The organism is Streptomyces sp. NBC_01506 (assembly GCF_045040295.1).
In the GTDB taxonomy this organism is placed as follows: domain Bacteria; phylum Actinomycetota; class Actinomycetes; order Streptomycetales; family Streptomycetaceae; genus Streptomyces.
On record NZ_CP109422.1, the window covers coordinates 3,816,765 to 3,831,033 of the forward strand.

The 14,269-nt window shown below is 72.2% G+C and carries 12 protein-coding genes; 3 read left to right on the plus strand and 9 right to left on the minus strand.

Annotated elements, in window-relative coordinates; all coding sequences use genetic code 11:
* Nucleotides 1-103: 103 nt before the first annotated feature.
* The 4 genes from sigJ to OG329_RS16650 all read right to left on the minus strand — a co-directional run bounded on the left by sigJ (nt 104) and on the right by OG329_RS16650 (nt 2,815).
* The gene (gene sigJ, locus OG329_RS16635; protein WP_405795965.1) at nt 104-976 is read right to left on the minus strand and encodes an RNA polymerase sigma factor SigJ; all 873 of its coding nucleotides are present in this window, start codon (nt 974-976) and stop codon (nt 104-106) included.
* Between the two features lie 27 nt (nt 977-1,003).
* Nucleotides 1,004-1,783: a class I SAM-dependent methyltransferase gene (locus OG329_RS16640; protein ID WP_405795966.1), complete on the minus strand. Its 780-nt coding sequence runs from the start codon at nt 1,781-1,783 to the stop codon at nt 1,004-1,006.
* A gap of 64 nt (nt 1,784-1,847) precedes the next feature.
* On the minus strand, nt 1,848-2,393 hold the full coding sequence (locus tag OG329_RS16645) for a hypothetical protein (RefSeq protein WP_405795968.1): 546 nt from the start codon (nt 2,391-2,393) through the stop codon (nt 1,848-1,850).
* A 101-nt stretch (nt 2,394-2,494) separates the two neighbouring features.
* Nucleotides 2,495-2,815 carry an SH3 domain-containing protein gene (locus tag OG329_RS16650; RefSeq protein ID WP_405795970.1) on the minus strand — a complete coding sequence of 107 codons (321 nt, stop codon included), beginning with the start codon at nt 2,813-2,815 and terminating at the stop codon, nt 2,495-2,497.
* Between the two features lie 167 nt (nt 2,816-2,982).
* Between OG329_RS16650 and OG329_RS16655 the strand changes: the two genes are divergently transcribed.
* Entirely contained in the window at nt 2,983-5,184 is a 2,202-nt protein-coding gene (locus tag OG329_RS16655; RefSeq protein ID WP_405795972.1) for a serine/threonine-protein kinase, read from the plus strand.
* 76 nt (nt 5,185-5,260) lie between these two features.
* On the opposite strand, the gene ilvD is transcribed toward OG329_RS16655, so the two are convergent.
* From ilvD to OG329_RS16675, 4 genes are all read right to left on the minus strand, one after another.
* A complete protein-coding gene (ilvD, locus tag OG329_RS16660) occupies nt 5,261-7,111 on the minus strand; it encodes a dihydroxy-acid dehydratase (protein WP_405795973.1) in 1,851 nt (616 codons plus the stop codon).
* Between the two features lie 104 nt (nt 7,112-7,215).
* A complete protein-coding gene (locus OG329_RS16665; RefSeq protein WP_405795975.1) occupies nt 7,216-7,827 on the minus strand; it encodes a TetR family transcriptional regulator in 612 nt (203 codons plus the stop codon).
* A complete protein-coding gene (locus OG329_RS16670) occupies nt 7,824-8,804 on the minus strand; it encodes a sugar phosphate isomerase/epimerase family protein (protein ID WP_405795976.1) in 981 nt (326 codons plus the stop codon). The genes OG329_RS16665 and OG329_RS16670 overlap by 4 nt, the downstream gene beginning before the upstream one ends.
* A gap of 162 nt (nt 8,805-8,966) precedes the next feature.
* Nucleotides 8,967-9,905, minus strand: a complete 939-nt coding sequence (locus tag OG329_RS16675) for a Ppx/GppA family phosphatase (protein WP_405795977.1) — start codon at nt 9,903-9,905, stop codon at nt 8,967-8,969.
* Nucleotides 9,906-9,944: 39 nt separating this feature from the next.
* On the opposite strand from OG329_RS16675, the gene OG329_RS16680 reads away from it, so the two are divergent.
* Nucleotides 9,945-10,808 carry a hypothetical protein gene (locus OG329_RS16680; RefSeq protein ID WP_405795978.1) on the plus strand — a complete coding sequence of 288 codons (864 nt, stop codon included), beginning with the start codon at nt 9,945-9,947 and terminating at the stop codon, nt 10,806-10,808.
* Nucleotides 10,809-10,833: 25 nt separating this feature from the next.
* Here OG329_RS16680 and OG329_RS16685 read toward each other — a convergent pair whose 3' ends face one another.
* The gene (locus OG329_RS16685) at nt 10,834-12,651 is read right to left on the minus strand and encodes a BACON domain-containing protein (protein ID WP_405795980.1); all 1,818 of its coding nucleotides are present in this window, start codon (nt 12,649-12,651) and stop codon (nt 10,834-10,836) included.
* Nucleotides 12,652-12,820: 169 nt separating this feature from the next.
* On the opposite strand from OG329_RS16685, the gene radA reads away from it, so the two are divergent.
* Complete coding sequence (radA, locus tag OG329_RS16690) at nt 12,821-14,233, plus strand: DNA repair protein RadA (protein ID WP_405795981.1); 1,413 nt, start codon at nt 12,821-12,823, stop codon at nt 14,231-14,233.
* Nucleotides 14,234-14,269 lie beyond the last annotated feature (36 nt).

The following is a 14,269-nucleotide window of genomic DNA, read 5'->3' on the forward strand; positions in this document are numbered from 1 at the left end:
GCGATGAGGTTGCATTTGTCGGTTTCATATAAGGGTGACGAGGCGCAGCGCCCGAAGGTAACAACGAGCGCAGCCAGGGATTGCCGCCCAGGTCGGAGCGGTGTCAGAACCCCTCGAGGTCGAGGTGGCGCAGCTTCTCCGGGTTGACCACGAGGTCGATCATGGTGATCAGCCCACCGTGCACGTTGAAGCCGAAGACCGCGCTCTGTCGGCCGACGGGGTCGACCATCAGCACGCCGGGCGAGCCGTTCACGTCCCGTACCAGCGCGTGCATCGTCTCGGGGTCGAAGTCGCGCATGAAGCGCCGCGCGTAGCGGACGGCCTTCGTGCCGCCGATGACGGGCAGCCTGGCCGACGTGACATTGCCCCCGCTGTCCGAGCGCCACACCACGTCGGGGTCGAGGATTTCCAGCAGCCCGTCGAAGTCCCCGCCCAGCACGGCGGTCAGGAACGCGTCGACGGCCCGCCGGTGCTCGCCCCGGTCCACGGAGCGGCGGGGCGCCTCGTCCCGTACCCGATGGCGGGCGCGGGAGGCCAACTGCCGTACGGAGTCGGGTGTACGGCCCACCACCTCCGCGATCTCCTTGAACGGCACGGCGAAGACGTCGTGCAGGATGAACGCGGTGCGTTCGGCCGGCGTCAGCCGCTCCAGCACGGTGAGCATGGCGAGACCGACCGACTCGTCCAGCGTGACCCGGTCCTCGGGCCCGCTCTCGGTGACCATCGGCTCGGGCAGCCATGGCCCGACGTACGACTCGCGGCGGGCGCGCGCGGACCCGAGCTGGTCGTAACAGAGCCGGCTGACGACCGTCGTCAGATACGCCCGAGGATTGTCCGCCTCGCCGTCGGGCAGTTGCTGCCAGCGCAGCCAGGTCTCCTGGACGGCGTCCTCGGCGTCGGCGACCGATCCGGTGATGCGGTAGGCGATGCCCCACAACCTCTTGCGCTGCCGCTCGAATTCCGCCAGATCGGCCATGAGCCGTGCTCCTCTTCCTTGCCGGTGTCAGGCCCCGGACGACGGGCCTTCGACGACAGACGACACGGCGGGGCGAAGTGTGACAGCCAGCTCGACCACGTACGCCTCCTCGACCGTGCCGGCCGGGAAGACCTTGAGCAGTTCGGTGCGTTCCGCGGCGAGGTGGGCGGCCGTGGCGTCGTCGCCGAGCACCCGGAACACGGAGTGGCTGCCGAGGTTGGCGAGGTGGGTGTCGAGCGGGACGGTGCGCGTCCAGCGCAACTCGCGCCGTACGAGGGGCAGATCGCCGGGCAGGCCCTCGCGGCGCCGTCCGCCGGGGTTGTGGACGCCGGCGCCGGCGACCAGGTGCAACCGTTCCTCCTGTGCGGCGACCCAGGGCACAGCGGGGTCGGCGACGTTCCACCACAGGGCGAGCGCGCCGCCGGGCCGCAGCACCCGCAGGGCCTCGGGGACGGAGCGGGCCGGGTCGGTCCGGTGCCAGGACTGGGCGTACGTCACCAGGTCGACCGACGCGTCCGCGATCGGCAGGGCGTCGCCGAGGGCCCTGACCAGCGGGGTGTGGGGCAGGGTACGGCGGAGCCGCGCGGCCATGCCGGGGCCCGGTTCGACGGCGGTGACGTCGGCGGCGCGCTCCCGCAGCAGGCGGGTGGAGATGCCGGTCCCGGCGCCGACGTCCACGACGCGGGAGCCCCGCAGGGGGCGTCCGGACAGTTCTTCGACGGCGTCGAAGAGGGACGGCGGATAGCCGGGCCTGGCGGCGTCGTACTGGCCGGCGACGGCATCGAAGGACAGCGCGCGGTCGGTCATGGGTCCCATCCTGACGCGTGTGTGTTCCCGGTCGCCGGACAGGGTCGTCAGGTCCGGCCCGCGATCACTTGCGCTTGGGGCGCTTGCCCTTGCGGGCGGCCGGGTTGCGCGTACGGGTGGTGCGCCGGCGCTCGTACTGGGTGACGGCCGTCTCGTACTCGCTACGGCGCAGCCGCTCCCCCGGTGCCTCGGTCAGCGAGCGCACGAAGTACGCGATCAGCGAGCCGATGAAGCCGATGCCCTTGAGGCTGCGCAGGGCCTCCTCGCGGGCCGCGTCGGCCGGGCGCTTCGAGAAGCCCTCCCAGGTCTTGCGGAAGGCGATGGTGCTGCACACCGCGAACATCACGATGACGAGCACGCCCACGAAGGAGCTGGCCTTCGCGATCGCCAGGCCCTCGAAGGCGAAGCGCAGCACGAAGCACGCGCCGAGGGCGGCGGCCAGTGAGCCGACGGCGACGGCGAGGCGGCGCAGGGCGTAGCCGCCGTCGTGGGCGACCCAGGTCGTGCCGAAGAAGCGGATCGGCTCGGGCCGGGGGCCGGCGGCTGCGGCCTCGGCTGTGGCCTCGGCGGCGGCTTCGGTGTTCTCGGACGCGCTCTCACTCTCGCTCACAGGATGATTATCCCAGTGAGCGAGAGTGGGTGGTTCCGATTCGGCCGCCGGGCCGGGCCGGGGCCCGGACCGGGGTCCGCGCCAGGGCCCCAACCGCGGTCTCAGGCGCAGCGGGGTGCGACGTAGCCGTCACTCCCCGTTTTGACGTACGCGTCCGAGACGAACTCGCCGTTGGCGATGTTGTCCCAGATGTTCGACGTCCCGTACGGCCCGGACACCGACTCGCCGGGCTTCTGGCAGTAGATCGGAACCCTGGTGTCGTACGCCAAGGTGCGGACGATCGAGTAGTGCGTACCGGGTCCCGTGCGCACGTTGACGCGGTATCCGGGCGCGATCGGGTATCTGACGGCCGCCGCCGCGAGCGTTCCCGCCTCGGCGTCCGTGCCCGTCTCCGCGGTCTCTCCTACTTCTTCAACAGCCATCGCTGCCCTCCCCGTTGGTGGTCTCGTGGCGATCGTGGTGATCCTGATGGTCCCGCTCAATGTTCACTCTCTGCGACGCGCAGGCTAGCAAGACCCTTCAGCCACAGCCGCACCATCGACTAGGCTCCGTGAGTCGCGCTCGCTGAAGCGACACGGGGGAATCACACATGGAATACGCCGGGAGCTATCGCCTCGATGCCTGCCTCGGCTCCGGCGGCATGGGCGTGGTGCATCTCGCGCGCTCCGCGTCGGGGTTGCGGCTCGCCGTGAAGGTGGTGCACCAGCAGTACGCGGCGGACCCGGAGTTCCGGGCCCGCTTCCGCCAGGAGGTCGCCGCCGCGCGGCGCGTCAGCGGTGCGTTCACCGCGCCTGTCGTCGACGCCGATCCGGATGCCGAGCGGCCCTGGATGGCCACCTCGTACATCCCGGGCCCGACCCTGGCCGAACAGGTCAAGAACAACGGGCCCATGGCTCCCGCCGAGTTGCGCCGGCTGACGGCCGGACTCGCCGAGGCGCTGCGGGACATCCACCGGGCCGGTGTCGTCCACCGTGACCTCAAGCCTGGCAACGTACTCCTTACGGACAACGGCCCCAAGGTCATCGACTTCGGCATCTCGCGGCCGGTCGACAGCGATCTCCGTACGGAGACGGGGAAGTTGATCGGCTCGCCGCCGTACATGGCGCCCGAGCAGTTCCAGCGTCCGCGCGAAGTAGGCCCCGCCGCCGATGTGTTCGCGCTGGGGTCGCTGCTGGTCCACGCGGCGACCGGGCGTGGGCCCTTCGACTCGGACAGCCCGTACATCGTCGCCTACCAGGTGGTGCACGACGAGGCGGATCTGGTCGGTCTGCCCGCCGATCTGGCGCCGCTGGTCGGGCGGTGCCTCGCCAAGGAGCCCGGGAAGCGGCCCACGCCGGACGAGATCATGTCGGAGCTGCGCCCGCCTTCGTACGAGGCGGACGCGTTCATACCGGCTCAACGGCGTTCCGTGGAGCGGCCGTTGCCGACACCGGGCGAGGAGCAGCGCACGCACGTCGGGGGGCACGCGCGGTCCGGGCGAGAGCCCGCGTCGGCCGCGGAGCGGAGCGCGCAGGAGCCGAAGCGGGAGCCGGCCGGGCCCAGAACCGCCGCAGGCCGTCGCCGGCGGGTCAAGTGGCCCGCGCTCGCCATAGGCGCCGTCGTGCTCGTGTACGGCGGCCTGTGGGCCGCACAGGGCTTCGGCGATACGCGGACGCCGTCCGCCGGCCCACGGGGCTCCGACGCCGCGGCGGCCGAGGCCGTGGCCTTCGAGCCGTGGCGGGCCGCCGCCATCGCAGACGCCGCCGAGCCGGGCGTCGCACCGGCCTGTTCGTACACCCCCGGCGTCTCCGGCGTCTCGGCGACGCTGCTGTGCTCCACACGAGGCGTCGCCGCCGCCCGCCTCGACCCGGTGGACGGGCGGGTGATCTGGTCGCGCGGCGCGGGCGCCGAGAGCACGTCCGTCCCCGTCGTCTCGGGCGGTCTGGTCCACGCCGTCCTCACCACGTCGCACGGCTCGCGCCTGCACGCGTACAAGAAGGACGACGGCACCCAGGTCTGGAGCAAGGACCTCTCCGGCTACCGGGGCGGCGTCCACCACGCGGGCGACACCGTCCTGCTCGTGAACGGCGACGGGCGTGTGCGGGCGCTGAACGGGGCGACGGGCGGGACGCGTTGGGAGCGCCCGCTCGCCGGGCACACCTATCCCGTCCTCGCTCTCCACAGTGCGGGGACCGGCCACTCGTACGCCGCCGAGCAGTCGGACGACGGCCGCACCACGCTGGTCAGCGCGGTGGAGCCGGAGAGCGGCGAAGTCGCCTGGCAGCGGCGGCTCGACGGATTCCTCACGCCGGTGGCCACCGAGGGCGGCGCCCTGTTCCTCTCCTCGCTCGACAAGGATTCGATGACGGACGCCGTCGTGCGCTACGACCCCGCGAGCGGGGACGTACGCCGTATCGCGCTGCCCTACCTCCTACCGGAGGCGCAGTTCGCCGTACGCGACAGCACCGCGTACCTGCTGGCGCGCGGCGGGACGATGCTGGCCCTCGACACCACGCGCAAGGGCGAGAACGCCGAGCCGCGCTGGGAGTTGGAGACCGACGTCGCCCGTTCGTCCCGGCCTGTCGTGACGGCCGGCGACCGGCTGTACTTCTCCGCCGCCGACGGACAGCTCATCACGGTCGACACGGCGGACGGCACGCTGGTCGGCCGTACGAAACCACGTCTGCTGTCGGGCAAGCTCGCCTACATGTCGACGCTGCCCGCCCCCGCCACGGCGCCCGGCCGGGTCTACGCGGGCGCGCCTGACGGGTCCGTCTTCGCCGTGGACAGCGAGAACCCCGGCACCTGGTGACGCGCACCGGGTGCCGGGGTGACCGTGATCCGTTCCGGACGGTGATCCGTTCGGGGCAGTGATCCGTTCCGGGCCGTCAGCCCAGCAGCGAGACGTCCCTGACGGCGCCCTTGTCCGCGCTCGTCGCCATCGCCGCGTACGCGCGCAGCGCCACGGAGACCTTGCGCTCGCGCGCGACCGGCTCGTACACCCCGTTCAGCGCTTCCCGCCGGGCCGCCAACTCCTCGTCCGCGACGAGCAGTTCGATCGAGCGCCCCGGGATGTCGATCCGGATACGGTCGCCGTCGCGCACCAGCGCGATCGTCCCGCCGGACGCGGCCTCAGGAGAGGCGTGGCCGATCGACAGACCCGACGTACCGCCGGAGAAGCGGCCGTCGGTGACCAGGGCGCACGCCTTGCCCAGGCCCCGGCCCTTCAGATACGACGTGGGGTACAGCATCTCCTGCATGCCGGGGCCACCGCGCGGGCCCTCGTAACGGATGACGATCACGTCGCCCTCCGCGATCTCCTTACGGAGGATCTTCTCGACGGCGTCCTCCTGCGACTCGCAGACGACGGCCGGGCCTTCGAAGGTCCAGATGGACTCGTCCACGCCCGCGGTCTTCACGACGCAGCCGTCGACGGCCAGGTTGCCCTTGAGCACGGCGAGCCCGCCGTCCTTCGAGTACGCGTGCGCCACCGAGCGGATGCAGCCGCCCTCGGCGTCCAGGTCGAGCGTGTCCCACCGCTCGGACTGGGAGAAGGCGGTCGCCGAACGCACGCAGCCGGGCGCCGCGTGCCACAGTTCCACGGCCTCCTCGGAGGGTGAACCGCCGCGCACGTCCCAGGTCTTGAGCCATTCGTCCAGGGAGTCGGAGTGCACCGAGTGCACGTCCTCGTCAAGGAGGCCGCCGCGGTACAGCTCGCCCAGGATGGCGGGGATGCCGCCTGCCCGGTGGATGTCCTCCATGTAGTACGTGCCGCCGGGCGCGATGTTCGGCGCGACCTTCGACAGACACGGCACGCGCCGCGAGACGGCGTCGATCTCCGCCAGGCCGTAGTCGAGACCGGCCTCCTGGGCGGCGGCGAGCAGATGCAGGATCGTGTTCGTGGAGCCGCCCATGGCGATGTCGAGCGCCATGGCGTTGTCGAAGGCCGCGCGGGTGGCGATGTTGCGCGGCAGGACGGTCTCGTCGCCGCCTTCGTAGTAGCGCTTGGTGATGTCGACGACCGTCGCGCCCGCGTTCTCGTACAGCGCCTTGCGGGCGGTGTGCGTGGCGAGGACCGAGCCGTTGCCGGGCAGGGCGAGACCGATGGCCTCGGCCAGGCAGTTCATCGAGTTGGCGGTGAACATGCCGGAACAGGAGCCGCAGGTCGGGCAGGCGTTCTCCTCGATACGCAGGATGTCCTCGTCCGAGACCGACTCGTCCACGGCGTCCGAGATCGCGTTGATCAGGTCCAGCTTGCGGACCGTGCCGTCGACCAGGGTGGCCTTGCCGGCCTCCATCGGACCGCCGGAGACGAAGACCGTGGGGATGTTGAGGCGCATCGCGGCCATCAGCATGCCCGGGGTGATCTTGTCGCAGTTGGAGATGCAGATCAGCGCGTCCGCGCAGTGCGCCTCGACCATGTACTCGACGGAGTCGGCGATCAGATCGCGGGACGGCAGGCTGTAGAGCATGCCTCCGTGGCCCATCGCGATGCCGTCGTCCACGGCGATGGTGTTGAACTCACGCGGCACGGCGCCGGCGGCCTTGATCGCCTCGGAGACGATCCGGCCGACCGGGGCGAGGTGGGTGTGGCCGGGAACGAACTCCGTGAAGGAGTTGGCCACGGCGACGATCGGCTTGCCGATGTCCTCGCTCGCTACGCCCGACGCCCGCATAAGGGCGCGTGCGCCCGCCATGTTCCGGCCGTGGGTGACAGTGCGGGACCTCAGCTCGGGCATCGTCGCTCGCTCCTTCGGCAGATCCTTCGGTGGGAATGACTTTTCCGAGCCTACGCCCACCGCTCCAAGATCTGGACGGTCTGTCCGGAATGCGGGACGACGGTTCAGCTTTCGGTCAGATAGCGCTGGAGCGTCGGCGCGACGAGTCTGACGATCTCCTCGGTGTCCACGGAGGCCAGCGGATCCGCCTTGATCACGTACCGCATGATGGCGATCCCGACCATGTGCGAGGCGGCCAGCTCGGCGCGGAGGGTGGGATCCGGTACGTCCAGCTCCATCGCGATCCCCTCCAGCAGCCGCCGCATCACGAACTTGCGCAGCAGGGTGGCCGCGACCTCGTTCGTCAAGGCGGAGCGGATGATCGCGAGCAGCGGTGCCCGGCTCACCGGGTTGTCCCACACGCCGAGGAAGTAGCGCACCAGCCGCTCACCGATGGCGTCCTGGCCGCCGCTCAGCAGCGCGGGAAGCACCAGCGCCGGTTCGAAGGAGACCTCGATGGCCGCGTCGAAGACCTCGTCCTTCGTACCGAAGTAGTGATGCACGAGGGCCGGGTCCACGCCGGCCGCCTTCGCGATGCCGCGCACGGACGTCTTGTCGTAGCCGCGCTCGGCGAACTCCGTACGGGCCGCGATCAGGATCCGCTCGCGGGTGCCGGGTCCGGTGTCCGCGGCGGAGCGCGCGGGGCGGCCACGGCGGCGCGGGGCCGCACCGGTCATGGGCGGCGGATCCGGGGCCGGCCGTGGGACACGCGGGGCTGCGGCGCCCGGGTCTCCGCCGCCGACGAACCGGCCGACGAACCAGCGGACGATCCCGCCGACGAACCGGCCGACGATCCCGCCGACCGTCCCGTCGCCGACGATCTCGCGGCGGTCGATCTCGCGGCCGAGCCCTTCGTCGCCAGATGGAGCCGGGTGAAGGCCAGCGCCTCCGCCAGATCGGCCTCGCGTTCGGCGGAGGACATCGCGCGCCGGGTGTTGACCTCGATCACGACGTGTCCGTCGAAGGAACTGCCCGCCAGTCGTTCGAGCAGTTCGGCGCAGGGCTGGTTGCCGCGTCCCGGCACCAGGTGCTCGTCCTTGGCCGAGCCGTTGCCGTCCGCGAGATGGACGTGCCCCAGCCGGTCGCCCATGCGGTCGACCATGGCCATCGCGTCGGCGCGGGCCGTGGCCGTGTGCGAGAGGTCGACGGTGAAGTGCCGGTAGTCGTCCTTCGTCACGTCCCACTCGGGGGCGTACGCGAGCACTTCACGGTCCCGGTAGCGCCACGGGTACATGTTCTCGACGGCGAACCGCACGTCCGTCTCGTGGGCCATCCGCCATATCCCGGAGACGAAGTCCCGGGAGTACTGGCGCTGCCAGCGGAACGGCGGGTGTACGACGACGGTGGAGGCGCCCAGCTTCTCGGCGGCGGACCGTGCCCGCTGGAGCTTGGTCCACGGGTCCGTCGACCAGACACGCTGCGTGATCAGCAGACAGGGCGCGTGGATGGCGAGGATCGGCACGTGGTGGTAGTCGGAAAGCCGGCGCAGGGCCTCGACGTCCTGGCTGACGGGATCCGTCCAGACCATGACCTCCACGCCGTCGTACCCCAGGCGCCCGGCGATCTCGAAGGCCGTCGCCGTGGACTCCGGATAGACGGAGGCCGTCGACAGGGCGACCTTCGCATCCGGGACGCGCACCGCTGGTTCCACCACGGAGCCAGGGTACGGGCACCGGCGGGCGGCATCGCGGGCATCGGAGCGGAAAGTGACGAGAGCAACGACCTGCCCTCTTCTCGCCCTCTTAAGGAGGTCTTCAAGAAGTCTTCCTGAGATACGGCGGCATTCTTGAGCCCGCCCTCCTGAAAGAGGCGGGCGTCAGACCTCCGTCGTCGGGAGTTGGTCCAGCCGTCGCAGGATCACGCCCTCGCGCAGCGCCCACGGGCAGATCTCCAGCTCCACGACACCGAACAGATCCGTCACCGCCTCGGCGACCAGCGCGCCGGCCACCAGTTGGGGCGCCCGCCCCTCCGAGACGCCGGGCAGCGCGGCACGCCGTGCGACGGTCATCGTCGCCAGCTTGGGAACCCACTCCTCCAGCGATTTACGGCTCAGATCGCGCTGTACGTAAAGCCCGTCGGCGGAGCGGGCCGCCCCGGCGATCCGCGCGAGCTGCCGGAAGGTCTTCGAGGTGGCCACGACATGGTCCGGCTCGCCGAAGCGGGTGAACTCGCCGACGGTACGGGCGATCTGGGCCCGTACATGGCGGCGCAGCGCCCGTACGGCCCCCGGATCGGGCGGGTCGCCGGGCAGCCAGGCGGCCGTGAGGCGGCCGGCGCCCAGGGGCAGGGACACCACGGCGTCCGGCTCCTCGTCGATGCCGTACGCGATCTCCAGCGAGCCGCCGCCGATGTCCAGGACCAGCAGTTTCCCGGCCGACCAGCCGAACCAGCGGCGGGCGGCCAGGAAGGTGAGGCGCGCCTCCTCGTCCCCGCTGAGGACCTGGAGGTCAACGTCCGTCTCCTGCTTGACCCTGGCGAGCACCTGGTCGGCGTTGCTCGCCTCGCGCACGGCGGACGTGGCGAACGACAGCACCGCCTCGCAGCCCTTGTCCTCGGCGGCCTGGAGCGCCTCGGCGATCGTCGCCACCAGCCGCTCGACGCCGTGCGGCCCGATGGCGCCGTCCGCGTCGAGCAGTTCGGCGAGTCTCAGCTCGGTCTTGTGCGAATGGGCGGGCAGCGGGCGCGCGCCGCGATGGGCGTCGACCGCCAGCAGGTGGACGGTGTTCGAACCGACGTCGAGAACTCCGAGTCTCATGCGCGAACGCTACTGCGACGACACGCATACGCTGGAGCCGTGCCTAAGACGAACAAGACGAAGCCGGGCAAAGCCAGGCGCGCCAAGAAGCAGCACGAGCAGGGTCCGCCCGACGAGAAGGGGCTGGACTTCGCCCGGTCCTGGGTCGAATTCCCTGATCCGGCGGACGACGAACAGGTCTTCCGCTGCGATCTGACCTGGCTCACCTCGCGGTGGTCGTGCATCTTCGGCAGCGGCTGCCAGGGCATCGAGGCGGGCCGCGCGGACGACGGCTGCTGCACCCTGGGGGCGCACTTCTCCGACGAGGACGACGAGAAGCGCGTCGCCGGGCATGTGAAGCGCCTCACGCCGGAGCTGTGGCAGTTCCACGACGTGGGGGCGGGGGGCAACTGGACGGAGACGGACGACGACGGCGCCCGTAAGACGCGCCGCTTCGAGGGCTCCTGCATCTTCCAGAACAGGCCCGGCTTCGCCGGTGGCGCGGGCTGCTCGCTGCACATCCTGGCGCTGCGCGAGGACCGTGAGCCGCTGGAGACGAAGCCCGACGTCTGCTGGCAGTTGCCGGTGCGGCGTACGTACGACTGGATCGACCGGCCCGACGAGTCGCGGGTGCTCCAGGTGACGATCGGTGAGTACGACCGGCGGGGCTGGGGCCCCGGCGGGCACGACCTGCACTGGTGGTGCACGTCGGCGACGTCGGCGCACGGCGCGGGCGAGCCGGTGTACAAGACGTACGCGCCCGAGCTGACGGAGCTGATGGGCAAGGCGGGATACGACGCGCTGGCCGAGCTGTGCGAGGTCCGGCTGTCGAGCGCGCTGCCGCTGCTCGCCCCGCATCCGGCGGACCCGGCCTCAGCTCCAGCTCCGGCCTCGGCCCCGGCCCCGGCGGCGCCCGCGTCCTGACTGCGCGCCACGGTGAAACGCCCGCTCACGGCGCCGTGGGCGGTGCCGTGGGCGGCGTGTCCGGGCCGCCCGGGTCGGTCGGTTCGTTCGGGTCCGTCGGGTTGCCGGTGCCGGGGTCCGTCGGGCCGCCCGTGCCGGGCGGCGGGCCGGTGGGGTCGGTCGGGCCCGGATCCGTCGGTTCGCCGCCCGGGTCGCTCGGCCCGGGGCCGCCGGTGCCCGGCGGCGGAGAGGACGGCGGGCGGGTGGGGTGCGTCGGCCGGCCGGGCCCCGGATCCGACGACGACGGCGGCCTGGAACCGTAACCGCTGATCGCGACCACCGAGCCTGTCGGCGTCAGCCCGACGCGGGCGCGCCACGGTCCGCGCGGCTCGCGCGCGTGGTCCACGTGGACGTGGACGGTGACGGACCTGCCGGGGGCGAGCGTCCCGGACGTACGGCTCAGCCGCAGCCACGACGCGCCGGTCCAGGCCGACCACGAGACGCTCTCGCCGCCGGTCGCGGTGAGCGTGATCCTCGTACGGTCACCGGTCGACTCCGCCGTCACGGAGAGGCGTCCCGCTGCCGTTCCGGGGGTGCCGGGCGGGGTGCCCGTACCGTCGCTGACGACCTCGACCGAGACGTCCGGGTCATGGCTGCCCGGGGCGAAGGGGTCGCCCGGCGGGTTCTGGGCGTTGCCCGCGTTCTCGTAGTCGTACGGATCGGCCCCCTGCGCGCCGCGCCGCTCGGCGTCACCGGCGCTGACGGACGTCGCGTCGCGGCCCTCGCCGGTGGGCGGCGCCCCCCGGTACGCCGCCCAGAGGGCGAGCACGGGCGCGGCGACGACGGTCGCCACCACGGTGGTGGTGACGGCCCGCGCGCGCAGCCGCTCCCGGCGGGCGGCGCGGTCCTTGGGGTCCATGGGGAAGCCGTCGCGGCCGAAGCGCGGGGTCGTGGCGCGGGCGCGCGGGGTGTTCGTCATGGCGCCGTACGCCGCCGCGCGGGGGGCCTCGACAAGCGGCAGAACGGCGGGCGAGGCGGCCCAGGAGGGCGCGCCGGGCGGCGTGGACCGCGCGGCGCGCGCGGAGGCGGCCGAGCCGGGCCAGGGGCCCGCCGCCTCGGCGCGCTCGGCGGCGCGGCGACAGCGCGGGCAGTCGTCCACGTGCCGCACCAGTTCACGGCGCAGCGCGGCCGAGAGCAGCACCTGGTCGTCGCCGGTGAGCCGGGCGACGGCCGGGCAGTTGCCCGTCTCGATGACGGCGAGCGCGGCCCTGGTGCGTTCGACCTCGCAGGCGGCGGACTTGAGCAGTTCGCGGGCCGGCAGAAGCTCCATGGACAGCACGGCGGCGATGTCGCGCGCGCCGAGCCGGTGGCGTACGGCGAGTTCGAGGGCTTCGCGCTGCTCGGGGGTCGTACCGGCGGCCTCGGGCCAGGCCAGCATGGCGAGTTCACGCCGCCGGCGTTCGGCGACCTCCGGCGGGACGTCGGCCCGCGCGTCGGTCCCGGCGTCGGCCCCGAACCCTCCGCCCGGCTCGCGCCGGCCCGTGTGCGCCCCCGGGCGGCTCCCCCGACTCTCGCTGAGCCGCCGTAGGCAGGCCCACCGGGCCAGCGCGTACAGCCAGGCCGCGCGCTCCTCGGCGCCCGCCGGGCAACGCCCGTAGTGGCGCTCGGAGATGGCCAGGACCTGGCCCAACACCTCGGTGGCGGCGTCGTGGTCGCACAGCACGGAGAGGCAGTACGTGAACAGCCCGTCCAGATACGGCTCGTAGCGCGCAGGCGGCCGGTGCGTCTCCGATCGGGGCGCACGACGGGGCGCACGGTGTGCGCCGGTGGTGTACGTGGGGGGCTCCAGTCTGCTGCTCGTCACCCGGCGACGGTAGACAGGGGAGCGCACAACCTTCCCCACCCTTGCCCTCTTTTAATCCTTACGGGTGAAACATCTTCTGCGGCCGTTTCCTGGCCGCGTCCGGGGAGCGGGTACCGCCGAAGCGGCCACCGCGGTAAGGGATGTCAGTGGTCGCCTATACGGTGGCGCCATGGCTGTCGCCCGTACGAAATCCGCCAAGGACCGGTCGTCCTACCGCTGTACCGAGTGCGGTTGGACGACCGTCAAGTGGCTCGGCCGCTGCCCCGAGTGCCAGGCATGGGGCACGGTCGAGGAGTACGGCACGCCCGCCGTACGGACCACGGCGGCCGGCCGGGTCAGCACCCCGGCCCTCCCGATCGGCCAGATCGACGGCCGGACGGCGACGGCGCGCTCGACGGGCGTGGACGAGCTGGACCGCGTCCTCGGCGGGGGGCTCGTGCCGGGAGCCGTCGTGCTGGTGGCCGGTGAGCCGGGCGTCGGCAAGTCGACGCTGCTCCTGGACGTCGCGGCGAAGGCGGCCAGCGCCGAGCACCGCACGCTGTATGTGACGGGCGAGGAGTCGGCCAGCCAGGTGCGGCTGCGCGCGGACCGCATCAAGGCCATCGACGACCATCTGTATCTCGCGGCCGAGACGGATCTCTCCGCCGTCCTCGGGCATCTGGACGCGGTCAAGCCGTCGCTGCTCGTCCTCGACTCCGTACAGACGGTGGCGTCGCCGGAGATCGACGGAGCGCCCGGCGGCATGGCCCAGGTCCGGGAGGTCGCGGGCGCGCTCATCCGCACCTCCAAGGAGCGGGGCATGTCCACCCTGCTCGTCGGCCATGTCACCAAGGACGGCGCGATCGCGGGCCCCCGGCTGCTGGAGCACCTGGTGGACGTGGTGCTGTCCTTCGAGGGCGACCGGCACGCGCGGCTGCGCCTGGTGCGAGGCGTCAAGAACCGATACGGCACGACGGACGAGGTGGGCTGTTTCGAGCTGCACGACGAAGGCATCACCGGCCTCGCCGACCCCTCCGGCCTCTTCCTCACGCGCCGTGACGCGCCGGTGCCCGGCACCTGTCTGACGGTCACGCTCGAAGGCCGCCGCCCGCTCGTCGCCGAGGTGCAGGCGCTGACGGTCGACTCGCAGATCCCGTCCCCCCGGCGCACCACCTCCGGTCTGGAGACCTCCCGCGTCTCGATGATGCTGGCCGTTCTCGAACAGCGCGGCCGGATCAGCGCGCTCGGCAAGCGCGACATCTACAGCGCGACGGTCGGCGGCGTGAAGCTCTCGGAGCCGGCCGCGGACCTGGCGATCGCCCTCGCCCTGGCGTCAGCGGCGAGCGACACCCCGCTGCCGACGAATCTCGTCGCGATCGGCGAGGTGGGCCTCGCGGGCGAGGTCAGACGGGTCACGGGCGTCCAGCGCAGACTGGCCGAGGCGCACCGGCTGGGCTTCACACACGCGCTCGTCCCGACCGATCCGGGCAAGATCCCGGCCGGTATGAAGGTCACGGAAGTCGCCGACATGGGGGCGGCTCTCAGCGTGCTTCCGCGCCGGGGTCGTACACAGGCCCCACAGGCCGACAACGACCGCCGGTAGACTTTGCCCTGGTCTCGCCCATCCGTACGAGCCGGA

What these genes read in the sequence shown, in the direction of transcription:
- sigJ (WP_405795965.1), bottom strand. Translation starts at nt 976, where the DNA reads ATGGCCGATCTGGCGGAATTCGAGCGGCAGCGCAAGAGGTTGTGGGGC.
- OG329_RS16640 (WP_405795966.1), bottom strand. Translation starts at nt 1,783, where the DNA reads ATGACCGACCGCGCGCTGTCCTTCGATGCCGTCGCCGGCCAGTACGAC.
- OG329_RS16650 (WP_405795970.1), bottom strand. Translation starts at nt 2,815, where the DNA reads ATGGCTGTTGAAGAAGTAGGAGAGACCGCGGAGACGGGCACGGACGCC.
- OG329_RS16655 (WP_405795972.1), top strand. Translation starts at nt 2,983, where the DNA reads ATGGAATACGCCGGGAGCTATCGCCTCGATGCCTGCCTCGGCTCCGGC.
- ilvD (WP_405795973.1), bottom strand. Translation starts at nt 7,111, where the DNA reads ATGCCCGAGCTGAGGTCCCGCACTGTCACCCACGGCCGGAACATGGCG.
- OG329_RS16665 (WP_405795975.1), bottom strand. Translation starts at nt 7,827, where the DNA reads ATGACCGGTGCGGCCCCGCGCCGCCGTGGCCGCCCCGCGCGCTCCGCC.
- OG329_RS16675 (WP_405795977.1), bottom strand. Translation starts at nt 9,905, where the DNA reads ATGAGACTCGGAGTTCTCGACGTCGGTTCGAACACCGTCCACCTGCTG.
- radA (WP_405795981.1), top strand. Translation starts at nt 12,821, where the DNA reads ATGGCTGTCGCCCGTACGAAATCCGCCAAGGACCGGTCGTCCTACCGC.